This is a genomic window from Streptomyces sp. NPDC053048, from assembly GCF_044547045.1.
In the GTDB taxonomy this organism is placed as follows: domain Bacteria; phylum Actinomycetota; class Actinomycetes; order Streptomycetales; family Streptomycetaceae; genus Streptomyces.
On record NZ_JBITZS010000004.1, the window covers coordinates 130,835 to 156,455 of the forward strand.

The 25,621-nt window shown below is 74.1% G+C and carries 26 protein-coding genes; 11 read left to right on the forward strand and 15 right to left on the reverse strand.

Going from position 1 to position 25,621, the window contains the following annotated elements; genetic code table 11:
* The first annotated feature begins 152 nt into the window (after positions 1–152).
* Positions 153–1,202 carry a questin oxidase family protein gene (locus ACIG36_RS11725; protein WP_399925637.1) on the forward strand — a complete coding sequence of 350 codons (1,050 nt, stop codon included), beginning with the start codon at positions 153–155 and terminating at the stop codon, positions 1,200–1,202.
* On the opposite strand, the gene ACIG36_RS11730 is transcribed toward ACIG36_RS11725, so the two are convergent.
* The 5 genes from ACIG36_RS11730 to ACIG36_RS11750 are packed head-to-tail and all read right to left on the reverse strand — an operon-like array spanning position 1,168 to position 6,482.
* On the reverse strand, positions 1,168–2,115 hold the full coding sequence (locus ACIG36_RS11730) for an NAD-dependent epimerase/dehydratase family protein (RefSeq protein ID WP_399925639.1): 948 nt from the start codon (positions 2,113–2,115) through the stop codon (positions 1,168–1,170). The two genes, ACIG36_RS11725 and ACIG36_RS11730, sit on opposite strands and share 35 nt — an antisense overlap.
* On the reverse strand, positions 2,112–3,227 hold the full coding sequence (locus ACIG36_RS11735; protein WP_399925641.1) for a cytochrome P450: 1,116 nt from the start codon (positions 3,225–3,227) through the stop codon (positions 2,112–2,114). The genes ACIG36_RS11730 and ACIG36_RS11735 overlap by 4 nt, the downstream gene beginning before the upstream one ends.
* Positions 3,224–4,711 (reverse strand): AMP-binding protein, encoded by a 1,488-nt coding sequence (locus ACIG36_RS11740; protein ID WP_399925643.1) that lies wholly within the window; start codon positions 4,709–4,711, stop codon positions 3,224–3,226. The genes ACIG36_RS11735 and ACIG36_RS11740 overlap by 4 nt, the downstream gene beginning before the upstream one ends.
* Complete coding sequence (locus ACIG36_RS11745) at positions 4,711–5,454, reverse strand: glycosyltransferase family 2 protein (RefSeq protein WP_399925645.1); 744 nt, start codon at positions 5,452–5,454, stop codon at positions 4,711–4,713. The genes ACIG36_RS11740 and ACIG36_RS11745 overlap by 1 nt, the downstream gene beginning before the upstream one ends.
* A complete protein-coding gene (locus tag ACIG36_RS11750; protein WP_399925647.1) occupies positions 5,451–6,482 on the reverse strand; it encodes a 3-oxoacyl-ACP synthase III family protein in 1,032 nt (343 codons plus the stop codon). The genes ACIG36_RS11745 and ACIG36_RS11750 overlap by 4 nt, the downstream gene beginning before the upstream one ends.
* Before the next feature lie 234 nt (positions 6,483–6,716).
* Here ACIG36_RS11750 and ACIG36_RS11755 point away from each other — a divergent pair, with 234 nt between their 5' ends.
* On the forward strand, positions 6,717–7,826 hold the full coding sequence (locus ACIG36_RS11755) for a WD40/YVTN/BNR-like repeat-containing protein (protein ID WP_399925649.1): 1,110 nt from the start codon (positions 6,717–6,719) through the stop codon (positions 7,824–7,826).
* Between the two features lie 24 nt (positions 7,827–7,850).
* Here ACIG36_RS11755 and ACIG36_RS11760 read toward each other — a convergent pair whose 3' ends face one another.
* The 4 genes from ACIG36_RS11760 to ACIG36_RS11775 all read right to left on the reverse strand — a co-directional run bounded on the left by ACIG36_RS11760 (position 7,851) and on the right by ACIG36_RS11775 (position 11,999).
* Positions 7,851–9,638, reverse strand: a complete 1,788-nt coding sequence (locus ACIG36_RS11760; protein ID WP_399925651.1) for a choice-of-anchor A family protein — start codon at positions 9,636–9,638, stop codon at positions 7,851–7,853.
* Between the two features lie 149 nt (positions 9,639–9,787).
* Positions 9,788–10,492 (reverse strand): L,D-transpeptidase, encoded by a 705-nt coding sequence (locus ACIG36_RS11765; RefSeq protein ID WP_399925653.1) that lies wholly within the window; start codon positions 10,490–10,492, stop codon positions 9,788–9,790.
* 119 nt (positions 10,493–10,611) lie between these two features.
* Positions 10,612–10,938 carry a putative quinol monooxygenase gene (locus ACIG36_RS11770; RefSeq protein WP_399925655.1) on the reverse strand — a complete coding sequence of 109 codons (327 nt, stop codon included), beginning with the start codon at positions 10,936–10,938 and terminating at the stop codon, positions 10,612–10,614.
* 146 nt (positions 10,939–11,084) lie between these two features.
* Positions 11,085–11,999: a LysR family transcriptional regulator gene (locus ACIG36_RS11775; protein WP_399925657.1), complete on the reverse strand. Its 915-nt coding sequence runs from the start codon at positions 11,997–11,999 to the stop codon at positions 11,085–11,087.
* A 95-nt stretch (positions 12,000–12,094) separates the two neighbouring features.
* Between ACIG36_RS11775 and tdh the strand changes: the two genes are divergently transcribed.
* The gene (gene tdh / locus ACIG36_RS11780) at positions 12,095–13,135 is read left to right on the forward strand and encodes an L-threonine 3-dehydrogenase (RefSeq protein ID WP_399925659.1); all 1,041 of its coding nucleotides are present in this window, start codon (positions 12,095–12,097) and stop codon (positions 13,133–13,135) included.
* 31 nt (positions 13,136–13,166) lie between these two features.
* Complete coding sequence (locus ACIG36_RS11785) at positions 13,167–14,348, forward strand: glycine C-acetyltransferase (protein ID WP_399925661.1); 1,182 nt, start codon at positions 13,167–13,169, stop codon at positions 14,346–14,348.
* 166 nt (positions 14,349–14,514) lie between these two features.
* Here the strand turns inward: ACIG36_RS11785 and ACIG36_RS11790 are convergent, their stop codons facing one another.
* From ACIG36_RS11790 to ACIG36_RS11805, 4 genes are all read right to left on the reverse strand, one after another.
* Positions 14,515–14,694, reverse strand: coding sequence for a hypothetical protein (locus ACIG36_RS11790; protein ID WP_399925663.1), 180 nt, complete (start codon positions 14,692–14,694; stop codon positions 14,515–14,517).
* A gap of 15 nt (positions 14,695–14,709) precedes the next feature.
* Complete coding sequence (locus ACIG36_RS11795) at positions 14,710–15,450, reverse strand: hypothetical protein (protein WP_399925665.1); 741 nt, start codon at positions 15,448–15,450, stop codon at positions 14,710–14,712.
* 127 nt (positions 15,451–15,577) lie between these two features.
* Positions 15,578–16,558 carry a DUF998 domain-containing protein gene (locus tag ACIG36_RS11800; RefSeq protein WP_399925667.1) on the reverse strand — a complete coding sequence of 327 codons (981 nt, stop codon included), beginning with the start codon at positions 16,556–16,558 and terminating at the stop codon, positions 15,578–15,580.
* Between the two features lie 101 nt (positions 16,559–16,659).
* Positions 16,660–17,880 carry a DUF418 domain-containing protein gene (locus ACIG36_RS11805; protein WP_399925669.1) on the reverse strand — a complete coding sequence of 407 codons (1,221 nt, stop codon included), beginning with the start codon at positions 17,878–17,880 and terminating at the stop codon, positions 16,660–16,662.
* 283 nt (positions 17,881–18,163) lie between these two features.
* Here ACIG36_RS11805 and ACIG36_RS11810 point away from each other — a divergent pair, with 283 nt between their 5' ends.
* From ACIG36_RS11810 to ACIG36_RS11840, 7 genes are all read left to right on the forward strand, one after another.
* Complete coding sequence (locus ACIG36_RS11810; RefSeq protein WP_399925671.1) at positions 18,164–18,547, forward strand: hypothetical protein; 384 nt, start codon at positions 18,164–18,166, stop codon at positions 18,545–18,547.
* The gene (locus ACIG36_RS11815) at positions 18,544–19,314 is read left to right on the forward strand and encodes a transcriptional regulator (RefSeq protein WP_399925673.1); all 771 of its coding nucleotides are present in this window, start codon (positions 18,544–18,546) and stop codon (positions 19,312–19,314) included. Before ACIG36_RS11810 ends, ACIG36_RS11815 begins: the two co-directional genes overlap by 4 nt.
* A gap of 97 nt (positions 19,315–19,411) precedes the next feature.
* Entirely contained in the window at positions 19,412–19,804 is a 393-nt protein-coding gene (locus ACIG36_RS11820; RefSeq protein ID WP_399925675.1) for a roadblock/LC7 domain-containing protein, read from the forward strand.
* A gap of 128 nt (positions 19,805–19,932) precedes the next feature.
* Entirely contained in the window at positions 19,933–20,307 is a 375-nt protein-coding gene (locus tag ACIG36_RS11825; RefSeq protein ID WP_399925677.1) for a hypothetical protein, read from the forward strand.
* A 215-nt stretch (positions 20,308–20,522) separates the two neighbouring features.
* The gene (locus tag ACIG36_RS11830; protein ID WP_399925679.1) at positions 20,523–21,134 is read left to right on the forward strand and encodes a hypothetical protein; all 612 of its coding nucleotides are present in this window, start codon (positions 20,523–20,525) and stop codon (positions 21,132–21,134) included.
* Between the two features lie 83 nt (positions 21,135–21,217).
* Complete coding sequence (locus ACIG36_RS11835; RefSeq protein WP_399925681.1) at positions 21,218–22,732, forward strand: hypothetical protein; 1,515 nt, start codon at positions 21,218–21,220, stop codon at positions 22,730–22,732.
* A gap of 195 nt (positions 22,733–22,927) precedes the next feature.
* Positions 22,928–23,785 (forward strand): geranyl diphosphate 2-C-methyltransferase, encoded by an 858-nt coding sequence (locus ACIG36_RS11840; protein WP_399925683.1) that lies wholly within the window; start codon positions 22,928–22,930, stop codon positions 23,783–23,785.
* A 21-nt stretch (positions 23,786–23,806) separates the two neighbouring features.
* On the opposite strand, the gene ACIG36_RS11845 is transcribed toward ACIG36_RS11840, so the two are convergent.
* Together ACIG36_RS11845 and ACIG36_RS11850 are read right to left on the reverse strand one after the other, a co-directional pair.
* Positions 23,807–24,679, reverse strand: coding sequence for a hypothetical protein (locus tag ACIG36_RS11845; RefSeq protein ID WP_399925685.1), 873 nt, complete (start codon positions 24,677–24,679; stop codon positions 23,807–23,809).
* The gene (locus tag ACIG36_RS11850; protein ID WP_399925687.1) at positions 24,672–25,322 is read right to left on the reverse strand and encodes a hypothetical protein; all 651 of its coding nucleotides are present in this window, start codon (positions 25,320–25,322) and stop codon (positions 24,672–24,674) included. Before ACIG36_RS11850 ends, ACIG36_RS11845 begins: the two co-directional genes overlap by 8 nt.
* Between the last annotated feature and the right edge of the window lie 299 nt (positions 25,323–25,621).

The following is a 25,621-nucleotide window of genomic DNA, read 5'->3' on the forward strand; positions in this document are numbered from 1 at the left end:
CGGTGAACTCACCCGGCCGACGGACCGGGGCGCCTCCGATGGGCCGGCGCGGCGCGGCGTACGGCCTTCGGCCCAGGCCGCCGGCCGTACGACGCCCGGCGTAGGGCTCTGGACCGTTACGCGACGGACAACCGGAGGCCTAGTCTCGGTTCATGGAAACGACGAGCGGCACACTCGACGAAGCCCTGCACCGACTCCACCTCCGCGGCCCCGAGTTCCGGGGCTTCCTGGCCAACCACGGCCCGATGGCCGTGGAGGCCCTGGTCCGGCACGGCCGGGCCGACACCGTCCACCGCTGGCTCGACACCTACGAGACCAAGCTCGAGGAGACTCCCCCGTTACGGGCCCGCATCACCGACGCCGACTGGCGGGAGGCGCTGGGCGACCCCGCCCGCGTCACCGACTGGACCGGCTACTTCGCCGAGCGGATCGCCGAACGCCCGTGGCGGGACGTGCTCGCCCAGTGGTGGCCGCGGCTGCTGCCCGGCATCGCCGGCGCGGCGACCCACCCGGCCATCCGCGTCGGCCACGTCGTCCGCGCCCTCACTCAGGACGGCGAGGACGCGCCGCGCCTGGCGGAACTGGCGCACGCCCTCGGCTACTGGGCGGCCCGCCACACCCTCCTGCCCGTCACGGTGACCCCCTCGGGCGGGGCCTCCCCGGCCGAGGCGATCGCCGCGCTCCCCCACGTCCCCGAGCGGAACGTCATGCCCCTGCGGGGATACGATCAGCTGCCCGGCACCCCCGGCTGGCTGGGAACCGTCGAATCCCTGCGCGTGCCCGGCACCCCCGAGGCGGTCCCCGAGCAGCTGGCCGCGCTCGTGGAGGCCGCCACCCTCCACTACGGCGCCCACGGGCACGGCAACGGCATCATGCTCGTTCACGCCGCCACCGCCCCGAACGCGGTGCTGCGCACCTTGCCGGCGCTGCCCCACGAGCTGTGGGGGCCGTCGCTGGCAGTGGCGTGGGCGGCGACCGCCGCGATCGTCTCGATCTACGCGGCGGACGAACCCGTGACCCCGCCGGACGCGTCCTCGCTGACCCCCGAGGAGGTCTTCGGGCTGGCCACGGCCCACGGCGACGAACACGTCATCAAGTTCGCGGACACCGCCCTGGACGTGGCCGCTGCCGCGCCGGACGGCGACGACCGCGCCCTGGCCGCCGCCCTCAACGCCGTGCGGCTGATCGAGTCCGGGGACTGACGCCGCCCTCCGTCCCGAGAAAGTCCTCCAGCGTGCGCCGCGGAGTCCAGCCGCGCGCCCGCGCCCTGCCGGTGTCGAGGACGACGGAGTGGGCGAGCTGGTCGACCGCGTAGCGCGACAGGGCGGCCTCGGCGCCCGGACGCAGACGGGCCACCGTCTCGGCGGCCCGTGCCGCCGACAGCGCGACGCCCAGGGGCAGATGCCGGATCCGCACGCGCACGCCGTTCGCGCCCAGCACCCGCCGCAGGGTCTCGTCGCGCCCGTACGGGGTGGCGTCGGCGATGTTGTACGCCCCCGGCGGCCAGTCGGCCGCGGCCAGGCAGGCGTCGGCGAGGTTCTCCACCGCCGTCAGGCTCAACTGCACGTCCGGGCCCGGCAGCAGCAGCGTGCCGGCGCGGACGCGGGAGCGCAGGCGGGGCAGCAGGTGCGGGTCGCCCGGACCGTAGACGGCCCGGGGCCGCAGGACCACCGCGCCGGCGTCGAGGGCGAGCCGTTCGCCGGCGGCCTTGGTGCGGCCGTAGGCGTTGAGCTGCCCGGAGACCGGATGGTCCTCGCCGACCAGGCTCCGGTCCCGGCGCGGGTCGTAGACGCTGGCACTGCTCACCCACACCACGGGGCGCCGCCCCGCGGCCTCCATCAGGCGCGCGGTGCCGTCGACGTTGACGGCACGCATCGCGGCCTCGGCCCATGAGCCGGGGGCGGGATCGCCGACGGCCGCCGCGCAGTGCACGACGAGATCGGCACCCGCGAGGTCGGGCACGCCGCGCGCCGCGTCCCAGGGGATGTGCCGGCCGACCGGACCGGGGCGGCGTCCGACGCAGACCACGTCGGCGAAGGCGGCGGCCGCGGTGGCGACATGGCCGCCGCAGAATCCGCTCGCGCCGGTCACCGCGATGCGCAGCGCCGGCTTCACGCCGCCTCCCCGGCGCGGACGACGAGCGAGCGCCAGCCGGGCAGCGCGGCGCGGCGGTCGGCGCGGGCGCTGACGACGACGGGCCGGTGCGGGGCCAGGGCCTCGAGGGTGTCCTGGAGCTGGGCGCGCGCCAGCCGGGCCCCCGGACAGGCGTGCGGTCCGGCGCCGAAGACCAGCTGGGAGACGGCGGGTTCGGCAGGGCGCCGGCAGTCGGGGTCGTCGCGATGGGCGCGTACGGCGTGGCGGGCGACGAGCAGCAGCCGGTCGCCGGCCCGTACCGGGCAGCCGCCGACCGTGCCGTTCCCGGCGGCCACGCGCGGCAGCAGCGGGGACGGGGCGGTGACCCGCAGCAGTTCGTCGGCCAGCACCGGGCGCCGGGCGTCGTCCGCGGCCAGGTCCCACCAGCCGGCGTCCGCGCACCACGCTGCGGCGCGCGGCAGGGCGGCGACGACGGTGGTGACGGCCGCGACAGCCAGCATGGCCCGCGCGGCGTGGTCGTCCGCGGCACCGGCCGGCCCGCCGTCGCCGAGCAGAGCCCGCAGCCGGTCCACGGGGTCGGCGGTGGCGCGGCGCCGTGGCCGGTGCGGGCCCGGCAGGTGTTCCCGTACGGCCGCGTAGGCGCTGTCGCCGGCCGCGGCGGCCAGCCGCAGCGGGTCGGCGTCGGTACCCAGCAGCGCGCCGGCCGTGGCCCCGGCGAGTTCCCGGGCGAGCGGCACCAGATCGACGGTACGCCCCTCGGCCAGGGGCGCGAGGCGGTGTTCGAGCACCGCGGCCCATACCGGGCGCAGCCGTTCCACGCCGGTGGACGACAGGTCGTCGGCCAGGGCGCGGCGTGCGGCGCGGTGTCCGGCGCCGTGCTGGTCGAACAGCATCCCGCCGGCGGGGCCTTCGTTGCCACCGAGGGCCGACCGGGCCGCCCGTCCGGTCGTGCCGGCGGCCTCGCGGTCGAGCGGCACCCGCGTCAGCGCCTGCCGGAAGGCGTCGGCGTCGTGGACGAGCACGGTACGGCCGAGGCGTACGACGGGCCGGCGGCGCGAGGCGGCGAGCAGGGAGAAGAGGAAGGGGTGCCCGGCGAGGTAGACGCGGCGGTCACGGCGGCGTGCGGCCGTCATCGCGGCCCTTCCTTCCGGCCGGCGGCGAGCCGGGCCGTGGCCAGGCGTGCCGCTGCCGCGCGGTCGGGTTTGCGGGAGCGGCCCGACAGGGGGATGTCCGCGAGGAGCACCGCGTCGGGGCGGGCGGCGCCCATGCGGGCCAGGGGGCCGGCGAGGGCGGCGCGCAGGGCGCGGTGGTCGGTGCCGGGGCGCGGCTGGACGAGGGCGGCGAGCCGTTCGTCGCCGTCCTCGCCGGGGACGCCGACGAGGACGGCCAGTTCGACGCCGGGCACGTGCAGGGCGGGCTCGTACAGGCCGGGGTAGATGTTCTCGGCGCCGCGCAGCACCATGTCCTTGCGGCGGCCCTCCAGGACGAGGCGTCCGTTCTCGAGGCGGGCCCGGTCGCCGGTGGGTATCCAGGGGTCGGGGTCCTCACCGAGGTAGCGGTGGCGGGCGGCGGGGCTGGACAGCAGCAGTTCGCCGGTGTCGTCGACGCGCGCCGCGACCGCGGGCAGGGGGGCGCCGACGAGGTCGCCGTCGCCGGTGAAGGCCGCCTTCTCGGCCTGTTCGACGGCGGCCGCCGGGAACAGCTCGGTCAGCGCGTACACGCCCCAGGCCCGTTCGGCGCCGGCCTGCCGGACGCGGGTGAGGAGTTCGGCGCTCGCGGGCGCGGAGCCGGTCCACACGCTGCCGGTGAAGCGGGCGCCGGCCGTCAGGGCGGCCCGCAGCTGGGGTGGTGTCAGGTAGGTGGCCTGGGGCCGCAGCCGTGCCAGTTGGCGGGCCAGGACGCGGGGCGAGCGGGCGGGCAGGGCGACCGGGGCGCCCTGGGCGAGCGAGGGGACCAGCACGAAGAACGTGCCGCCCAGTACGGGCCGGTGCGGGCGGGGCGCGACGAGGCCGGTGACGGCCTCCATGCCGGCCGCGAGGGAGGAACGGGTGTGGACCACGGCGCGCGGCCGGGAGGTGGTGCCGGAGGTGAAGACGACGACGGCGTCCGCGTCGTCGTCGGTGCGCGCGGGCAGGGCGGTGCGGGACGTCGCCAGGTCCAGGGCCGGGGCGCAGCCGGGCAGGCGGGGTCCGAGGGTGGCCACGGGGCCCAGCGCCGCGAGGTCGGGCAGGGCGAGGTGGGCGCGGCGGGCCAGCGGGCGGGCCCAGCCGGCGACGGCCTGGGCGGTCGCGTCGGCGAGCACGAGGGAGGGCCGGGCCAGGGCGAGGCGGGCGCGCAGGACGTCGGGGCCGGCGCCGGGGTCCAGGACGGCGGCGCGCAGCCGGAGCCGGTCGGCGGCGAGCAGGACGGCGAGGGCGCGCGGTCTGGGTCGTACGGCGACGCCGAGGGTGTCGCCGGCGCGCAGGCCGCGGGCATGCAGGGCGGCGGCGCAGGCGTCGGCGAGGCCGGCGAGATCGCCGCGGGTGGCGCGGACGCGTACGGCGCCGGTGCGGGTGGTGGCCAGTACGGCGGGGTGGTGCGGGTTCGCGCGCAGGGCGGCGTCGAGTCGGGCGAGCATCAGCGCGGGTCCTCCCCCAGGGCGCCGCAGCCCTTGTCGAGGTACCAGCGGGCGGTGCCGAGGATGCCGTAGGCGCGCAGGCGCCGGGTGGAGTTCTCGACGACCATCGCCGGGGCGTGGGTGATGTCGGCGGTGTGGCGGCGCACCCGGTTGAGGAAGGTGCGGTCGGTGGGCGAGGGGCGGCGGGGCATGCCGCCGACCCGCAGGTAGAGGCCGGCCGTGATGGCCATGTTGTTGCCCGCGTGCATGCGATAGGGGGCGAGGAAGCCGTGCCGGCGGGCGTGTGCGGGGCGCAGCCGGCCGAAGAGGGCGGCGGCCGCGACCATGGTCCGGAACGCGGCGCGGCCCAGCGGCCCGTGCTCGTCGCGACGGGCGTCGACGCGTCCGCACACCATGCGTTCGCCGGGTGCGCGGAGCGCGGAGCGCGCGGCGGCCGTCCAGCCGGGGCGGGGCAGGCAGTCGGCGTCGGTGCGGGCGATGGCGGTGGCGCCGCGGGCGATGGCGTAGCGGAAGGCGGTGTCGCCGGCGCAGCCCACGCCCTTGTCCGTCTCCTCGATGACGTGGACGGGGAAGGGGGCGCGGCCGGCGAAGTCGCGGGCGATGCGGCCGGTGCCGTCGGTGGAGGCGTTGTCGACGACGACGAGCGTGAAGTCGCGGTCGTGCTGGGCGGCGAGGGCGCGCAGCGTGCCGTCGATGCGGGCTTCCTCCTGGTGGGCGGGTACGACGACCCACAGGTCGCTCATGACTTCTCCCAGACCGTGGTCATGACGCTGGTGCCGCCGCCGAGTCCGACGAACAGGACGCGGTCGCCGGGCAGCAGATCGTCGTGGACGCGGTCGAGCTGGACGCCGAGCGTGGCGCTGGCGATGTTGCCCAGCTCCGGCACGGTGATCACCAGCTTGTCCTCGGGGACGCCGGTGAGTTCGACGAAGCGTTCCAGGTAGGGCAGCGTCACCTGGTGGACGAGGATGTGGCGGAAGTCGGCCCAGTCCAGGCCGGTGCGGTGGCGCATGCGGTCGAGGACGGCGGTGCCGCTCTTCTCGAAGACCTCGCGCAGTTCCCGGCCGTCGCCGTGGAAGTAGGTGTGCTCCTCGGAGCGGGGGTGGCGCGAACCGCCACCGAAGATGCCGCCGACTGCCCAGTGTTCGGAGTGGGTCTCGGTGCCGGTGTCGAGGATGCCGCCGCGCTCGACGGGTTCGAGGAGGACGGCGGCGCCCGCGTCGCCGAAGGTGTAGCCGGCGAAGCCGTCGCGGAACTGGGCGGGGCCGGCGGGTGCGCGCCGGATGGCGCGGCTGGGGGTCTCGCCGGTGACGACGAGCGCGCGGCGGGCGCGTCCGGCGAGGATCATCGCGTGGGCGGTGTCGATGCCGTTGACGAAGCTGTTGCAGGCGTTGCCGACGTCCAGCGCGTGGGCCCTGGAGCCGAGTTCGTCCTGGACGACGTGCGCGGTCGCCGGTTCGGCCACGTCGCGCGTGGCGGAGGCGTAGACGAGCAGGTCGATCTCGAGCGGGTCGGTTCCGCGGGCGGCGAGCGCCTTGCGGGCGGCGCCGACGGCGAGGGTGGAGGCGTATTCGCCGTCGGCGGCCACCCGCCGGGTGACGATGCCGGTCGCCCGCTCGAAGAGTCCCCGGGGCAGCGTCAGGCCGCCCGCACGGGCGACCTCCTCCTGCAGTTCCTCGGAGGTCAGGACGTGTTCGGGCAGGTACGACCCGGTGGCGGTGATGCCGACTCCGCCGCCGGGACGCGCCCCGGCCTTGCTGTGCTTGGACATGTGCCCAGCATCGGCGGGGCGGGGTGCGAGCGGCGTGAGTACTCGTACTCATATGCGACTGGGGAGATACCCAGCGGCGGTTCGTCACCTCGCACACGCGAGGGAATTCCTTCGTCAAGCTCCTTTCGCGTCAGGAAGACTGACGTCCGGTCGCGTTCCGGGACGGAAGATCGACCGGCTAGAACATGATCGTCGACCGACATCGTCATGTCCGCGCCCCACAAGGGAGAGATCATGAAGCGCCTCGGTGCCGCCGTCACCACGGCCGCCGCCCTCGTCCTCGCGTCGTCGCCCGCCGCCGGAGCGGCCGGCGCCACCGGCTGGACGGCCCCGTCCTGCAGCCGGGTCACGGGCGACGGCGGCGTCACCTTCACTACCGACGACGGCACGAGCCTGGCGCCGACCACAGGGACACTGCGGACCACCAGCTACACCCATGGCCTGGTCGCGCTGGACACCCCGAACACGCTGCTGGCCACCCGCAACGGCGAACTCCAGCGCTCGGCGGACGCCGGCTGCACCTGGAGCCGGGTGGCGGCGCTCGGCAGCGGCTCCACCCGCCTGACGGCCGCCCCCGGCGGGCGCGCCTACGCGTGGGAGATGAGCGGCAACTATCTGGCCCGTGTGGACGGCGGATCCGTCACCCGCCTCGCGGCGCCCACCGCGGACATCGTGGGTCTGGGCACCGACCGGGCGCGCCCGGACCACGTCCGCCTGGCGGGACGCGACGGGCGGCTCCATGACTCCACGGACGGCGGCGTCACCTGGAGCCGCGTCGGCACCCCGGCGTTCGGCGGCGGGACGAGCGTGTACTCCGTGGCCTTCGACCCGGCCGACCTCTCCCACGCTGTCGCCGGCGGCATGGCGCGCGGGGGCGAGGTGACCACGGACGGCGGCATCACCTGGCGACCGTCCACCGGCCTGTCCGCCTCCGGCGGGGCGGCGAACCTGTTCTCCGCCGCCGTCTCCCCCGCCGACCCCTCGGTGGTCCACGGCCTGGGCATCGACCTGGCGGAGGCCGTGCCGGGCTCGGGCAACGAGGGCCGCCACCTGTACCGTTCGGCCGACGGAGGCCGGACCTTCACCCGGATCGTCGACGACTCGGCTGACGCCAAGCTGACCAACGGCACGCTGCTGGCACCCAGCCCCGCCGACGCGAACGTCCTCTACTTCGAGTACGGCACCTACTACGCGAACTACGGCACCGACCTGTTTCGCTTCGACGCGGCGACGGGCAGGGTCACCAGGACCCACAACGCCTACGACGGCATCTCGGCCATCGCCTTCAACCCCGCCCGGCCGAACGTGATGTACCTGGGCGTGGAGGAAGTACGCGTCGACTGACGGCGAGCCGGCCGGGTCCCCGCGCTACTTGCCCTTGCCGGGCTCACCCGGGGTGTTGCGGGCGGTGACGGTGATGCCGGCCTTCGCGTTGGCGGCGGTCAGTCCGTAGGGGCCCAGGACGCGCCTGGCCGGCAGCCGGTAGCCCTCGGGCACGGCGGTCTCGCGCAGGTAGTAGGCGGCCGCCGGCTGGTTGGCGAAGGTGCAGCGGCCCTGCCGGTTCGTGGCACAGCCGTTGCCGACCCGGCGGTCGGCGCCCGCACCGCTGATCTGCAGACCGGGTCGGTTGTTGGTCTCGCGCCACAGCTCGAAGACCGCTCCCGCCAGCGCCCGCCCGGTCCGTGCGTCCCTCTTCACCAGATGGACCGCGCCCCGGGGCACCGGCCGGGCGTTGGTGACGTCGACCGAGACGCCCCGGGGCGCGTTGGCCACCGTCAGCGCCAGCGGCCCGAACACGTCCCGGGCCTGCCTGGGGTAGCCGGCCGGGGCCTGGAGCTCCTGCCAGAAGTACCGGCCGGGCTCCACGGTCCTGCGGCACAGGCCCTGGGCGTTGGTGACGCACACGCCGCCGGATCTCGTGTCGGGGCGGGCGCCGGTGGTCTGCAGGCCCGGCGTTCCGTTGGTGTCCCTCCACAGCTGGAAGCGTGCGCCGGGCAGGAGACGGGCGGTCGCGGCGTCCCTCTTGACCAGCGAGACGGCGCCGGTGGGCTGCGCCTTCGCGCTCGCGCTCGCGCTCGTGCCGGCGCAGTCCGGCAGGTTTCCGGTGAAGGGGTAGGCGTGGAAGGCCTGGCCGCCCGCGCCTGTCGGGGCGGAGGTGTGGGTCAGCGAGCCGGTGGTGAAGAACCGCCCGTTCATGCCGGGCAGGGTGACCGTCGACTCGCTGCCGGGCTCGCCCACCAGGACGCTGCCCTGGAACTGGCCCGTGCCCGCGAACTCGGCCCGCCGGGCCTCGGGGAGGTTCCACAGCAGCCGCTCGCGCAGCCTGTTGAACGGGCTGTCGTCGGTGATGCCGCCGCTGTGGGTGTTGACGACGCGGGCCGTCCCGTTGAGGTTGACCAGGACGGTGGCGGCCTCGGGTACGCGGGTGAAGCGGATGCCCTGCGGGGTGCCGCCGGGGCCGACGAGGTCGAAGTCGACGTTGAACACCTGCAGCGCGGAGGTGCCGTCGCCGGTGAAGAGCGTCTCGGAACCGGTGTTGCGGGCGGTGCCGGTGGCCGGGCGGCCCCGGCCGTCGGGGCCCTGGGCGTAGCAGCGGCTCGCGGCCGCCAGGCCCGCGCGCAGCGCGGTGTAGGGGCCGGCGGCGGCCGCGTCCCTGACGCCGCGCCGGACGATGGTTCCCTCGGCCGGGCCGGCGTGCCGCACGACGCCGCGTTCGGCGTCCAGGCGCTGGCCGGGGGCGACGGTGACGGCACCGCCGGTGGTCAGGAAGTCCGTGCCGTCGGCCGGGGGCACGCGGGAGCCGGTCGCCGTCACGCCCACGCCGTACTGGGGGCCTCCGGAGGACTTGTGCAGGTCGAAGCGGCCGAGGGTGACGACGCGGCCCTCGGCCCCGGCCGCCGCGCCGCGCACCCGGTAGTCGCCGCCGACGAAGACGTTGACGTTGTTGTCGCGCCCGGCGAACGGCCCGTTGCCGACGGCCGGATGGGAGGCGGGGCAGCTGCCGGGCAGGCACGGTCCCAGGCCGCCGGGCAGGGGGGCCGCCGTGGCGGGCACGGCCAGGCCGCCGACCGTGGCGACGGCGGAGACGACGCCGACCGCCGCACGCCACAGGCGGTGGGCGCGGTGGCCGGGGGGCCGGGGCGGGTGTGCGTTCACGGTGTCCTCGCCAGCTCGGAGTCGGTATGTCGACGTTTCCGTCGTACCGATCCCGACTATGACCACCGGCGGACCGTCGGCATCTCATCCGATATTCCGACGCGCCGGTCCGTTGCCCCGAACAGCCCAGCCCCCACCACCTCCGCGGCTCAGGTTCCGGGCTTGCGCCCCCACACCCACACGCCGTCGTTGAGTCCGATCACATCCCACAGCCGGCGTGCGTCGGGGACGGTGAGGTTGACGCACCCGGCCGACCCGCCGCCGTCGAACAGGCTGCCCGGACGGCCGTGGAACGCCTGGCCGCCGGAGAAGAACTGGGAGTAGGGCATGGGCGAGTTGGCGTAGAGGGTGGAGACGTGGTTCTTGCTCCGGAGGTAGACCTTGAAGCGCCCGGTGCGCGTGGTCTGCCCCGCCCGGCCGGTGCGCACCGGTACGGGCCCGAAGAGGACGCGGCGCCCCTGCTGCACCCACATCAGCTGCCGGCCGAGGTCGACGCAGGCGGTCTTCCGGGCGCTCACCGGGCACTTGCCGGCCGCGTTGGGATTGCCGCGTGCCTGGACGACGAGCATCGTGCGGTAGGTGGCCAGCCCGGCGTACCCGTCGGCGGGCCGGATGCCCTCCTTCCGCTGGAAGGCGGCGATGGCCGCGCAGTCCGCCGCCGACTGCCGCCCGTCCTGCGGCCGGTGGAGGAACGCCTCGAGCTGCCACTGGTACGGCCCCGTGTCCGCCCGGCACGCGGCCGCCGCGGCGCGGGCGGGGCCCGCGGCGGGCAGCACTACGGCCACGGCCATCAGCAGGGCCGCCGCGAGGGCGCCGGGCCGGCCGGCCCGGCGCACCGTCTGTCGGATGCTCATGAACGACAGCTACCGGCCGCGGCGGCGCCCCGCATCCCGCGCGGTCCGAACAGGTGCCGCGTTCACCGGGCCGCGCCATCGCGCCCGCACCGCACGTCGCCGTCCGGTGTTCCGAAGAACTATCCGCGCGGCTGGACCTCGGCCATGGCCGACCAGTCGGTGCCGGGCACCTCGACGTTGATGATCCGGGGCGTCTCGGCGACGGCGTCGGGCATCCAGGCCATGGCGGCCCTGAAGTGCTCGGAGTTCACGTGCGTCTCGCCCGCCGCGGCGTCCGCGAAGGCCTCGAGCAGGACGTACTCGTGCTCGTTGTCCACGCTCCGGGACCATTCGTAGAAGAGGTTGCCGGGCTCCTCGCGGGTGGCGCGGGTGAACTCCTCGACGTCCTCGAGCCACCGGGCGCTGCGCTCGGGGCGGATGACGAACTTGACGGCGATGAAGATCATGCGTGCTCCAGTCTTCGGTCGAGGCGTTCCGGGCGGAACCGGGCACCATCGTGCCGCCCCGGGGGCGGGCCCGCGAGCGGGGTCGCCGCCGATTCCGGCCCTGCCGGAAAATCCGCCGTCCGGCGGTCAGGTCGGCAGACTCCGGGTCAGGTCGTGAGGGCGGCAGCCTGGGCGCGCAGCGCGTCGAGGGCGAGGCCCAGCAGGGGGTGGCTCTCGCTGCCCCGGCGGACCGCGGTGAACACGCGCCGGGTGGGGCCCGACCCGCTGACCGGGCGGACGGCGGGGGTGAGCGCCGGGCGGATGCCGTGCAGCGCCGACCGGGGCACCAGGGCGACGCCCGCGCCGACGGACACCAAGGCGCACACGGCGGAGAAGTCGTCCGACAGGCACTCCACGCGCGGCTGGAAACGCGCCTCCTCGCAGGCGCGCAGCACCGCCTCGTGGACGGGGTTGCCGGGCCAGGGTGTGATCCACAGGTCGTCGCGCAGGTCGGCGAGGTCCACCTCGGGGGCCCCGGCCAGGCGGTGGCCGGGCGGCAGCACGGCGTCGAAAGGCTCCTCGTAGAGCGGGGTGCGCAGCAGTTGCCCGTCCGTCGGGCCGAGGGCGTCGCGCTGTTCGACGGCGACGGCGATGTCGACCTCGCCGTCCATGAGCAGGCGCGCGCTGGTGTGCCCCTCGGCGTCCTTGACCCGGACGCGGACCTGGGGCGCCCGCTCGCGCAGCGCGGCGACGGCCGGGGCGACGACCTCGGTGATGGAGGTGGCGAACGCGGCGACGGCGACGTCCCCGGCCAGTCCGGTCGAGCACCGGGCCAGGTCGGCCTCGGCCCGCTCGAGCTGGGCGGCGACCTCGGTGGCGTGCCGGGCCAGGACGCTGCCGGCGGCGGTGAGCCGGACGGTGCGGCCGCGGCGTTCGAGCAGGGTGTGCCCGGTCTCGGCCTCGAGGGCGGCCAGCTGCTGGGAGACGGCGGAGGGCGAGAGGTAGAGGGCGTGGGCGGCCGCGGTGACGGTGCCGTGGTCGGCGAGGGCGCGCAGCACCCGGAGGCGGCGGGGATCGATCACTTGTCCACTATCGCAGATCATGAAGCGGAGCTTCACAGGCAGTGCCGGGAATGGTTGATGGACTTCACAGTCATCAGGCGTCACAGTGATCCCTCATGAGGGCATTGGTGAAGACCGCCGCTGGACCGGGTCTCGAGCTGACCGAGGTGCCGACGCCGAAGGCCGGCGCCGGACAGGTGCTGATCAAGGTGCTGCGCACCGGCATCTGCGGCACCGATCTGCACATCGACAGCTGGGACGAGTGGGCGGCCCGTGTGGTCCGCGCCCCCCTCGTGCTGGGTCACGAGTTCGCCGGCGAGGTCGTCGAGACCGGGCCGGGCGTCGTCGGCGTGCAGCCGGGCGACATCGTCAGCGGCGAGGGCCACCTGGTCTGCGGCAAGTGCCGCAACTGCATGGCCGGCCGCCGCCACCTGTGCATCCGCACCGTCGGCCTGGGCGTGAACACCGACGGCGCCTTCGCCGAGTACGTGGTCCTGCCCGAGTCGAACGTCTGGGTCCACCGCCACGACATCGACATCGACGTCGCCGCGATCTTCGACCCGTTCGGCAACGCCGTGCACACCGCCCTGTCCTTCCCCGTCCTCAACGAGGACGTGCTCATCACCGGCGCCGGCCCCATCGGCATGATGGCCGCGGCCGTCGCCAACCACGCCGGGGCCCGCTCGACCGTCATCACCGACGTGAGCCCCTACCGGCTCGCCCTCGCGGAGAAGATGGGCGCGACCGTCGCCCTCGATGTCAGCAGCCGCCGCATCGCCGACGTCATGCCCGAGCTGAGCATGACCGAGGGCTTCGACGTCGGCATGGAGATGTCCGGCCGGGCCGACGCCCTGCAGGACATGATCGCCACCATGTCGCCGGGCGGCCGCATCGCCGCCCTGGGCCTGCCCGCCGGCGACGTGAGCATCGACATGGCCACCGTCGTCACCCGCATGCTGACCCTGCGCGGCATCTACGGCCGCGAGATGTTCGAGACCTGGTACGCGATGTCCGTCCTGCTGCGCAGCGGGCTCGACATCTCCCCGGTGATAACGCACCGCTTCGGGTTCGAGCAGCACGCCGAGGCCTTCGCCGTCGCCCGCTCCGGCCAGTGCGGGAAGGTCGTCATCGACTGGACCCGGCCGACCGCCCCCTGACGCCGCCACGACCACACGACGAGGAGTCCCCGTGTTCGACAGCATGCGCGAGCACCTGCGCACCGAGCTGCAGGACATCCGCGACGCCGGGCTGTACAAGTCCGAGCGCGTGATCACCAGCCCGCAGTCCGCCGGCATCAGCGTCGGTGAGGAGCGGGTCGTCAACTTCTGCTCCAACAACTACCTCGACCTCGCCGACCACCCCGACGTCATCGCCGCCGCCAAGACGGCGCTGGACGAGTGGGGCTTCGGCATGGCCTCGGTGCGCTTCATCTGCGGCACCCAGACGCCGCACAAGGAGCTCGAGCAGCGGATCTCGCGGTTCCTGGGTACCGAGGACACGATCCTCTACAGCTCCTGCTTCGACGCCAACGGCGGCGTCTTCGAGACGCTGCTCGGCGCCGAGGACGCGGTGATCTCCGACGAGCTCAACCACGCCAGCATCATCGACGGCATCCGCCTGTCGAAGGCGGCCCGCTTCCGCTACCGCAACCGCGACATGGCCGACCTGGAGCGCTGCCTGAAGGAGGCCTCCGGCGCGCGCCACAAGCTGATCGTCACCGACGGCGTCTTCTCCATGGACGGCTACATCGCGCCCCTGGACGAGATCTGCGACCTGGCCGAGCGCTACGGCGCCCTCGTCATGGTCGACGACTCGCACGCCGTCGGCTTCGTCGGCGAGGAGGGCCGCGGCACCCCGGAGCTGTTCGGCGTGACCGAGCGGGTCGACATCATCACCGGCACCCTCGGCAAGGCGCTCGGCGGCGCCAGCGGCGGCTACGTGGCCGCCCGCGCCGAGATCGTCGAGCTGCTGCGCCAGCGCTCGCGCCCGTACCTGTTCTCCAACTCCCTGGCCCCCTCGATCGTCGGCGCCTCGCTGCGGGTCCTCGACCTGCTCACCGAGTCCGGCGACCGCCGGGCCCGGCTGCGGGAGAACACCGCGCTGTTCCGCAAGGAGATGACGGCGGCGGGCTTCGACATCCTGCCCGGCGAGCACCCGATCAGCCCCGTGATGATCGGTGACGCGGCGCTGGCCGCCCGGATGGCCGCCGCCCTCCTGGAGAAGGGCATCTACGTGATCGCCTTCTCCTACCCCGTCGTGCCCAAGGGCAAGGCGCGCATCCGCGTCCAGCTGTCCGCCGCGCACTCGCGCGAGGACGTGCTGCGCACGGTCGCGGCGTTCCGCGAGGTCCGGGACACCCTCGCGGCCTGAGCCGGCCGCGCCACCAGGCACGAGGCCCCTCGCACACCGGTGTGCGAGGGGCCTCCGCCATGACGTCACCAAGTGACGTTGTGCACCATTCCGTTGAGGACGAGGACGATCAGCAGGGCCAGTACGGCGATCGTCACCTTCTCCCCGGTGGTCGCGGACAGCCGCCTCATACCAGGGCTCCTTCCCGGACGACGGAGACCGCAGGCGCACCGCCCACCTTGCGGTCACCACCGCCGCCGTCGCCGTCGTCGGCCGCGAAGAGGGCGATTCCGGCGATGGCCAGGGCCACCAGGACCGCGAGGATCACGGCCAGTACGGTGATGACCGTCTTTGCGGTCATGGTCATACGGTCCCCCTCGGATCAGATGTTCTTCAGGTACCCGCCCCGGTAACCGTACTCGTTGGCCCACACCTTCTGGCGCTTGTCGATCTGGATACCGAAGCCCTTGTAGATGATGCTGCCCTCCCAGACCACGGAACCGTTGGCGTAGGAGCCGTCCTTCCAGGCCTTGGGTACACCCATGGAGATGGACACGGCGGCGTTGAAGTTGCGCTTGGCGCCGTCGGCGAAGTTCACGCGCGTGATCTTGTTGCCGTCGGTGTAGTAGTTCACCCACACCTTCAGCTTGGTGACCGTGACGCCGAGGATCTTCTGGGAGGCCTGGTACCAGGACTCCCACGTGCCGCGGGACAGCTTGCCCAGGGCCGCCGAGCCGGCGGGGGCATCGGGGGCGAAGGTGGCCTGCTGACGGCTCTCCACGACGACGTCGCCGTCGAACATGGACGTCCGGCTCTCGGCCCTGTCGGCCCGCGGCGCGTCCTCCATCAGGGCCTTGAGCACCTTGGGGTCGTTGAGGTAGTCGAGGTACTTGTTCTGCTTGGCGACGGGAAGGGCCTTGAACTCCTTCAGGGTCTGCGCCGCGCCCTCCTCGCGGGAGGCGGACAGGTAGGTGATGTAGGCGGCCGGGGTGGCCGTCTGGGCGTTGCGGGTGGTGCCGGTCCCGGCGGTGTCGGCGGCGGTGGCCGTGCCCATGGTGCCGCCCGCGAGGATGGCGGCGGTTCCCAGCGCGGCGATGGTTCTGGCGGCGGTACGACGGTTCACTTGTTTTCTCCCCGTTCCCCCAATTGGTCATCCAGAGCGGTCCGTTGGGGGTGTCCGGCCCGCCTGCGGGAACGATCCTGCAAGGGGTGACCGACGGGGGACAAGTGATTTGAGAGCTATCTGAGAATCAAGTGGCGGTCCTCCGGTTCCGCTTCCGCCCGGCCACCCGGCGGCGGGCGCACTGGATCAACAGCACGGCACCGGTGGCCAGTACGGCGTTCGCGACGTAGTCCGCGGCCTGTTTGGGGGCCGATTCCGGCTGGGTGACGAAGCCGGTCCAGGCGTAGGCGAGCAGCGCGCCGGAGGCGAGGGCCAGGCGGTGGCGCGGCCCCCAGTCCGCACGCCGCGACCAGCGCGTTCCCCAGGCCACCGCGACGGCTGTGAGGCCCACCGCCACCGCGAAACCCCACCAGCCGGGCAGGAACTCGGTGACCAGGAACAGGCTCCCCGCCACCAGCGCCCCGGCCCCGGCGGCCCATGGAGCCGGCGCCGCCCCCGCACGGGGGCGAGCGGGCGGCAGCCGGAAGGCGGCGACCACCAGCGCCACGACGGCCAGGGCCGTTCCGCCCAGTTGCCAGGGCGTGGCGACGAAGCGCTCCTCGAGGTAGTGGCCGTAGCCCACCAGCGCCGAGCCGGCGACGAAGACCATGGCCGTGACGGCCAGTTGGCCCCGCCCCAGCCACGGCGTCTGCGCGTGCCGTGGAACCAGGGCCTCGACGAGGGCGATGGCGACGTTGATGCTCCACACGGCGTGCAGGGTCAGCACGGCCACGGTCAGCCATCCGCCCATGCCGAGCGCCGGTATGAAGGTGTCGCCCATCAGGTCGTGCCCGGCGTAGTACCGGTTGAAGAGCATCTGGTCGGCGAGCCCCTCCTCCACGAGGCCGTAGGCGACACCGAGCACCAGCATCGTCGCCGGCCCTCGCCCCGCCCGGCGGGCGGCCTCCCGCACCAGCAGCGCTCCCGCCCCGTACATCGGCGCGAGCAGGGGCAGCAGCAGCGCCATCTCGGACACCGTGAGGTTGCCCAGCAGCCCCTCGCCGATCAGCGGGGCGAGCACGAACAGCCCCAGGGCGGGGGCGAGTCGGCGCGGCGGCGAAGGCGTCATGCGACAAGGGTGGCGCGACGTCGGCCACTGCCGACAGCGCCGAAAGTCTACGGAGCCGCGACGAAGGTCTACGGCTCCGTAGCGGGGCGGTCGTCCGGAAGTCAGCGCCGCAGTGCCCATCGCTGGACCGACTCCAGCGGTCCGGTGGTGAAGCGGCGCAGCCACAGGGCCGATCCGGCCATGAGCAGCGCGGACACCACGGCCCACAGGGCCATCACCCACCACGGCCCGCTGTCGCCGAGCCGGGCGGCCAGTCCCAGGCCGATGCCGTACGAGGCCAGCATGCACAGCACGTTCTGGGCGACGTAGCAGGACAGCGCCGTGCGGCCCACGGAGGTCAGGCCCGTCATGAGGAAGCCGCTGTCGCGCAGCCGGTCCGTCAGCACGCCGATGAGACCGATGTAGCCGATGGCCACCACCGGTGCGGCACCGTAGCGGCCCATCAGGTAGAAGTCGGGGCCGGCCAGCGACGTGGCCAGGTTCAGCGGGAGTCCCAGGCCGAGGCCCCAGGCGAGCATGCGGGTCCGCAGGCGGCGCCCGGCGGCGTCGGAGCCGAAGGCGCCCGCGCGGTAGAGCCGTACGCCGAGCAGGAAGAGGAAGACCAGCAGCCCGAAGGAGAGCACGGGCTCCATGCGCAGCGCGATCGCGTTCTGCAGGCGGAAGGCGATCTGGTCGAGGTAGCCGCCGTCGGCGTAGAGGTCCACCACGCGCTGCGAGGTTCCCTCGCCGTCACCGGAGCCGGACGAGGCGACAGCCGCCAGCGTGAGCAGGGACATCAGCGCGAGGTGCAACCCCGCCGCCGTCCACATCACCACGCGCCGGAAACGGTCGGTCCGGGTGAGCGTCCAGGCCACCAGGAGCGCGGTGACCGCGTACCCCATGAGCACGTCCCAGGCGAAGACCAGGACGAAGTGGAGCGTGCCCTCGGCGAACAGGAACAGGGCCCGCCATCGGTAGCGGCCCGGCCAGGGCTGTCCACGCCGGGTGGCGGAGCCGAATTGGATGGCCAGTCCCACGCCGAAAAGCACGGTCAGCATGGCCAGGAACTTGCCGTCGGCGAGGAAGCGGAAGATACTCTCCGCCGCCGCGGGCAGCGAGGGCTCCGAGAGCAGCCCACGGAGCGAGGAGGTGGCCGTGCTGCCGTCGAGGACGCCCCATTCCGCTCCGCGGCCGGTGAATATCCAGACGTTGGTCATCAGCGTGCCCAGGATCGCCGCGCCGCGCAGCACATCGAGCAGCGGCAGCCGTCCCGCCGGGCCGCCGGCCGGCCCGGCCGAGGCGTCGGTGGCGGTCGTGGGGGCCGGTCGTACGGTGTCCGACATGGGAACCTCCGGAGTGGTCGTGTCCCCTTCATCGTGGGCGCGCGCGGGCCGGTGGACCTCGTAAGCGGAGATGAAACCGGGCTACATCCTTCGATGTAGCGTGAGCGGAATCCGGCCATCCTGAGCGGCGCGGAGCCCTCCACATGTGCCGGAAGAAAATGCCAAACCCTGGCCACACGCTGCCGATTTCGATTACCTTCCGTCGCAGACGACACGCCAGTGGTGACCGCCACCCGTACGGAGTCGCGGCGCCCCCTGCCGCCGCGTGGCTGGAGAGGATCGTGTGACCGGTATCGACGGGTGCTTAGCGGAGGCCATGGCCGTTCCCGGCGCTCGGGGCGCGAGCCTTGTGGACTGGACCAGTGGGCTCACCCTGGGGGCGGTGGGCGAAGCGCCGGAGGGCGACCACGAGAGCGCGGCGGCGGACGCCGCGGAGCTGGCCAGGCTGGCCTTCGAGAACGGCGCGTTCACCAGCGCCACGCCGGACAACGGGCCGGTGGAAGACCTGATCATCACGGCGCGGGGCAGCTACCACCTGATGCGCTTCGTGCAGACCTCGTTCGACAGCAGCGTCTTCCTCTACCTCTGGCTGGACCGCGCCGAGGCCAATCTCGCGGTGGCGCTCTTCCGGCTCAAGGATCTGACGGCCCGGCTGGTGCCGGCATGAACTCCCCCGAGCTGGACCGGCTCGCCGCCCAGGGGGCGACGGGCGCGCTGCACGGCCGGGCGGGGGCGCTCTATCTGGCCGACGGCGTCGTGACGCACGCCGAGAGCCCCGCGGTGCCGGACGTCGGCTGGCGGCTGACGGCCGGGGGCCGGCTGTCGCCGGAGGCCTGGGAGGAGGCGGTGGCCGAGGCGGGCCCGTCCTACCGGGCCGGCCGCTTCCTGGTGGAGCGCGGCCGGCTCAGCCGGGGCGAGCTGGAACTGTGCCACCTGAGCGCCCTGTTCGACGCCGCCTGGTTCGTCCTGCGCCCGCCGGACCGCGCCCAGCGCGCCCCGGACCGCTTCCTGAAGGAGGCCCGGCACTGGCTGGGCCCGGTCCGGCCGGTGCCCGTACCGCTCCTCCAGCGCGAACTGCGCCGCCGCGAGGGCCTGCTGGAACGGGCCTGGCCGTGGCCGGAGGTGGACACGGCCCCGGTCGTGCCCGTCCCCGGCGCCGCCCCGGCCGGGCGGCCCGGCGGCGGGCCGACGTGCGGCCGCCGGGCGGTCCTGGAAGCGGCGGACGGGACGCGCACACCGGTGCAGATCGCGCGGGCGCTGGGCCGTTCGGCCTTCGCCACCCTCCTCGACGTCCGGCGGCTGGCGGCCGCGGGCCTGGTCCGTACGCCGGCCACCGGCACCCCGCCGGTGCGTTCGCGGCCGCCCGGCGCCCCGGCCGCCGCTCCGGAGATCTCGCTCCTCTACCGGATCCGTGACGCCCTGGAGGCCCTGTGACCCCTGCCCGTCCCGTGACCGTGCCGCGCACCGGTCAGGTCCCACCGATCACATGATGAGGCGCGCTTTGAGGCAGTTCGCCGGAAGGAGACAGTCGATGACCGCGGCACCCGAAGTGCTCGCCGAGCTCCAGGGGTTACGTGTCCGGGTACCGCACCTGACCGGTGCGATGGTGGCGAGCACGGACGGGCTGGTGATCGCGCATCTCGTCACCGACATGGAACCGGACGGCGTGGCCGCGCTCACCGCCGCCGCGCTGGGGGTGGGCGCGCGGCTGACGGACGCCGTGGGACACGGCGCCTTCCGCGAGCTGATCGTCAGCGGCGAGCGGGGTTACGTGGCCACCTACGCGGCCGGAGGCTCGTGCGTGCTGACCCTGCTGGCCTCGGCCGACGCCAACGTGGGCCGGCTCAACCTGGAGGCGCGCAGGGCGGGCGCGCGCATCGCCGCGCTGGCCGGGGAGGCGCTGGAAGGCCGGCGCCGCCCCTGACGGCGAACGGCCGCCGGACGCGGATCACCCCGCACCGACACCGATACCAACCCCCCGTACCGACCTACCGACCCCGACACCGACCTACCGACACCGACATATCGACCTCTACCGAAGCGGAAATTCTCATGGCGAACACCGAAATGGCGCTCAAGGACGCGATGGGCTCGATCGACGGAGCCCTCGGCGTGGCCCTCGTCGACTACGGCAGCGGCATGGCCCTGGGCACCCTGGGGGGATCCCAGTCGCTCGACCTCAACGTGGCCGCCGCCGGCAACACCGATGTCGTGCGGGCCAAGCTGCGGGCGATGGAGATGCTCAACATCCAGGACAGCATCGAGGACATCCTCATCACCCTCGGCAGCCAGTACCACCTGATCAGGCTGCTCACCGGCCGTGGCGGCAACGGCCTGTTCCTCTACCTCGTCCTGGACTCCAAGCGGGCCAACCTCGCCATGGCCCGGCACCAACTGCGGCGCATCGAGGGCGAACTGGAGGTCTGAGAACACGGCAGGCATGGCGGGCATGGCTGGCATGGCGGGCACGGCGGGCACGGCGGGCACGGCCGTCATGGGTTTATATGTCGACAAACCGCCCATCTGACGGCACTTCGGCTGATCTCCTGTCAACTGGCGCCCAGTCAGACTCCTTCCGATTGCGGGGGTCACACACCCGACGCAGTGTGATCGTGACGATCCCCGCTCGAAGGAGTACAGCCATGCGTGCCTCCCGAAGATCCAGCCTGCTCGTCACGGCCGCCGTGTGCGGTGCGCTCGTCCTGGGCACGGCCGCCCCCACGGCCACCGCCGAACCGGTGGCCGTGGGGACCGACTCGACCGGCGCCCGCGTCGCCGTGCGGCAGCCCGCCCCCGCCGCGTTGCGCAAGGCCGCGGGCGAAGGGGTCAAGGCCATCGACGACAACATCATCGGCAAGGAGGCGGCCGGGGCCCTCGAGCGGTGCCGGCCCGCGCAGGCCCCGGACGCGGCGCGCCTGGAGCACTGCTCCGCGCTCGAGGGCCACCTCGGCGAGCTGCGCCGGGCCCGCGCGGGCCTGGCACGGCAGGCGGCCGCCGAGCGGCCGGACCTCGACGCCGTCACCACGGCGACCACCGACGCGGTCGCGGCGACGGCCCGCCTCGCCAAGGAGCGGGCGGACCACGAGCGTGAACACGAGCACGGCCACGACGGCGGCGGCCGGGGCAACAACGGCTCGAACGGCCTGCTGGGCGTCGTGACGAACCTGGTCGGCGGCCTGGTCAATACGCTGGGCGGCGTCGTCGGCGGCCTCGGCGGCCTGGTCAACGGCCTGCTCAGGGCGCTGCTGGGCTGACCGGTCATACGGTCGGGCCCGGTCGTTCGGCCGACTGCACGCTCCGCGTCGCGGGCCGGGCCCGGATACCCGATCGTGGCCCCATGAGGTCAGCACGCCTGGCCCCCGGTCCGGTGGGCCGGGAGCTCCGGGCACCGGCGGGCCGGGGACCGGGCGCCCCGGCCCTGCCGTGGCTGGCCGCCGTGGCCGCCGGGTACACCCTCGCCCAGCTGGTCCTCGTCGTCCCGGGCGCGGGGCTCGGCTGGGACGAGACGGTGTACCTCAGCCAGGTGGGTTCGCGGGCCCCCGCCGCGTTCTTCAGCGCCCCCCGCGCGCGGGGCATCACCTTTCTGATCGCCCCCGTGGCCGCGGTGACGACCTCGACCACGGCCCTGCGGATCTGGCTGTCCCTGCTCTCCGGCGGCGGCCTGTTCCTCTCCCTGTGGGTCTGGCGCCGGCTGCTGCCGGTGCGCGTGCTCGTGGCCGCGGGGGTGCTGTTCGGCGGGCTGTGGGTCACCGTCTTCTACGGGCCGCAGGCCATGCCCAACCTGTGGGTGGCGTTCGGCGCGCTGTGCGCCACCGGCTGCTTCCTGCGCGCCGCCCGCGACCGCACCGACCGCCACGCCCTGGCCGCCCTGCCCTGCGCCGTCGCCGTCACCGCCCTCATGAGGCCGGGCGACGCACTGGCACTGGTGGTGCCGCTGGCCCTCGCCGCGCTGTGCGTACGCCGCTGGCGCCGGCCCGCGCTGCTGCTCGTCCTCGCCGCGGGCGCGGCCCTCGGTGCCGCCGAGTGGGTGATCGAGGCGTACGTGCGGTACGGCGGGCTCGCCGCGCGCCTGGACCGGGCGTCGGAGATCCAGGGCGGCATGGGGGCGCACCTCGCCCTGGACGATCACGTCCGGGCCCTGGAGGGCCGGACGCTGTGCCGCCCGTGCGACGTTCCGTGGCGGCACCCGGTCACGGCGGTCTGGTGGTTCGCCATTCCGCTGCTCACGGCCGGCGGAGTGCTGTGGGCCGTGCGCCACCGGCGGGTCGCGGTCACCGTGCTGCCCGCGCTGGTCGGGTTGAGTCTGGCGGTCCCGTACCAGTTCGTCGACTACGCCGCGCCCCGGTTCCTGCTGCCCGCCTACGCGCTGCTGGCGCTGCCCGTGGCGGTGTGCCTGCTCGGGGCGGTCACCACGGGGCGGCGGGCGCGGCGCCCGTACGTGGCAGGGGTGCTCGCCCTCGCGCTGCTGGGGCACTTCGCGGTCCAGTACATGGTCCTGGACCGGGTCGTCGCCCGCAGCGGCGCCACCCACGCCGCGCTCGACCGCGTCGTGGCCGAGCTGCGCCGCCAGGGCGTGCGCCCTCCTTGCGTCGTCGTGGGCACCGAGGCGGTGCGCCTCGCCTACCGGGCCGGCTGCGCCTCTCGGCAAACGAGCGGGCACGACGGCAGCATCACTCCGCCGGAGCTCCTCGAGACGGCCCGCCGGCAGCCGGTGGCGGTGGTGACGGACGGCGGCCGGGCGGCTCCCTCCTACGCCCGGGGCTGGCGCGCCGAACCGCTGCCGCGCCTGCCCGGGACGTCCGGCGACTGCCGCGTCTTCCTCTCGCCCGCAGGCGGCCTCGCCGCCCGCTGACCGGGCCCGCCGCGCCGCCGGAGGGGGCGGGCTGCCGGGGCGCGCGGGCGCACAGGGCAGGCACAGAATGCACCGGGTACGCCAGTTCGCCCCGGAGTGCGCCTCCCGCCACGTCGCCGGGGTGGTGTCCAGTGGAGCTGGTACCGGGGCGAATACGAAAAATCAGGCGTCACTTCGGAGAAAGCGAACAGCACCATGGACATCCCCCGGCAGGAACAGAGCCTCCCCGTCGGCCGTCACCGGGACCTCGCCGCCTGGTGGCACGCCAGGCGGGCGAGCCACACCGGCGTGGCCCTCGGCGAGGTCGGCGACCTCTACCACCACCACTACGGCCTGGGCACCTACGACCCGTCCGTGCTCGACGGGCCGCCGGAGACCCGGGACGACCGCATCGTCGACGAACTGCACCGGCTGGAGACGGCCCAGGCCATGGCCCTGCTCGACCGCCTCGGCGACGTGACGCCCGAGGACCGGCTGCTGGACGCCGGGTCGGGGCGCGGCGGCACGAGCTTCCTGGCGCACGAGCGGTTCGCGTGCCGGGTGGACGGGGTGTCCGTCTCCGACCACCAGGTCGACTTCTCCAACAACCAGGCACGCGAACGCGGTTGCCGGGGCAAGGTGTGCTTCCACTACCGCAACATGCTCGACACCGGCTTCCCCGACGGCTTCTACCGGGCGGTGTGGACCAACGAGACGACCATGTACGTCGATCTTCCCGCCCTCTTCCGCGAGTTCGCCCGCCTGCTGCCGCTGGGCGGGCGCTATGTGTGCGTGACCGGCTGCGCCAACGACGCCCTCGGCCGGCGTTCGGCGGCCGTCTCCCGCATCGACCGGCACTACATCTGCGGCGTCCACCCGCGCAGCGACTACTTCCAGGCGCTGGCGGCCAGCGGGCTCGCCCCCATCGAGGTCGTCGACCTGACCGACCGGGCGGTGCCCTACTGGGAGCTGCGCGCCCAGTCGCCGGTGCGCACCGGGATCGAGGAGGCATTCCTGACCGCGTACGGCGAGGGGAGCTTCCAGTACCTGCTCATCGCCGCCGACCGGGTCTGAGCCCGCCCCGCCGCGCCGCGCTCACCAGGCGCCGAAGGGGATCAGGTCGGGGCCGGTGCTGTGCCAGTCGTCGCCACCCTCGCTGACGCGGTGGAAGAGGTGCCCGGCGTACCAGACGACCAGGTCCTGGCCGTTGGTGTCCTCACCGCCGAGGTAGGCGCCGAGCCCGTCGTCCGCGGCGCTGCCCTGCCTGCCGTAGCGGTCCTCGGTGCTGCGGTAGCGCAGCAGCCACAGGTCGGAGGTGGAGAAGGCGTCGGCCGTGCCGTCGTCGGGCCCCGGCAGGAGGTGGTACCCGCGCCCGCTGTCCACGTCGAGCACGGCCCAGCTGCGGCGGGAGGGCGGGTTCTTGACCCGGCTGGTCTCCGTGCCGAAGGGATGCCAGCCCGCGCCCCAGCCCTCGTCGGGGGTGTAGGTGTTGTACTCCAGCAGCAGGTCGCGCCGGGAGCCGTCGATGTCGAAGTCCAGCCGCCAGTAGGAGTGGTGGCGGTGGTCGAACGGGCACTGAATGCCGGTGCTGAAGAGCCGGGGCATCACCACGCCGTTCTCCCAGAAGACCCACCGGTGGGTCAGCCGGTAGGCGCCGATGGTGTGGTAGGACTCCAGGCTCAGCGCGCGCAGTCCGCCGCTGGTGTACTCGTAGACGCACACCCGGGTCTGCGGACAGCGGCTGGTGGGGCGGGAGTTGTTGTAGTTCAGCGGGTCCTTGTAGGGGCCGCAGGGGCCGCTGTACTGCACCCGCAGCGACGGCAGGCTGGCCTTGGCGAAGACCTGGTGGCCCCGGTAGAAGGCGCCCAGGATGACGATGCCCTCCTCGTCGGGGGCGTCCGCCAGGCGCCAGTCGAACGTCCACAGTGGCTGGCCGCTGGGCCAGGAGACACGGCCCGACTCACTCATCGCCCTTCCCCTCCGCTCCCAGGACGCGCTCCTCGCCGAGGTCCACCACGACCCGTACGCCGGGCAGCCGGCGGGTGGGCGAGCCGAATCCCACATAGGCGCGCCGGCGCCCCTGCCGCCCGTCGTCCTCACCGTCGTCGCCGGTCAGGAGCACCATCGGTACGGCGTCGGCCGGTGCGCGCCGGACGACCGAGGAGTGCGTGCGGGCGATGGCCGTGGCGCGCTCGACCTCGGCGTCGGACAGGCCCGGCCGCGCGGGGCTCTCCGCCATCGTGGTGACGCGCGGCGGCTCGCCCTCGTCGAGGACGAACTCCAGCGCGCGTTCGTCGGTGTAGTCGTAGACCAGGACGAGGGTCTGCGGCGTCGTCCGGTCCTTGTCGTCGGCGAGGAGGCTCGCGCCGAGGAAGACGTACCGGTGCCCGTCGAGTGCGGCCCGCGCGCGCTCGTCGGCGAGCAGGGCGGGGGCGGCCCGGCCCAGCAGTTCCTCGCTCGAGGGCGTCCGGGTGCGTTCCCAGGCCACGGGCTGTGCCGGGCCGGGCGGGGCGGGTGGTCGGGGGATGTCCTCGACCGGGGGCTCGACGACGGCGGGGAACTCGCCGAGGCCGGGCCGTTCCGGTGGTGGCCCGAGGCGGAATTCTGGCATGGTCCACCCTTTCCTCACGGAGCGGGAACGCTCCGGTCGGCTGCCGTGCATGTGGCGCAGGGATGATGATTTCACCCCTTATTACGACAGTCACCCGTCGTGACCGTCGGATCGAAGCACGGCCGCCCGTCCGCGCTCCGGCGCACCTCGAGGGCGCGCGGGCGGACCCCCGCGCCGACGCCGGCCGGAACTCCGGGTACCGCGCGGAAAATTCGCGACATCACCACTCGGCCGAATGGAGTAATGCCGGGCCGAACCGCTTTCCCGGCTGGATACACTCGCGGAGTTGCTCGGCGAGG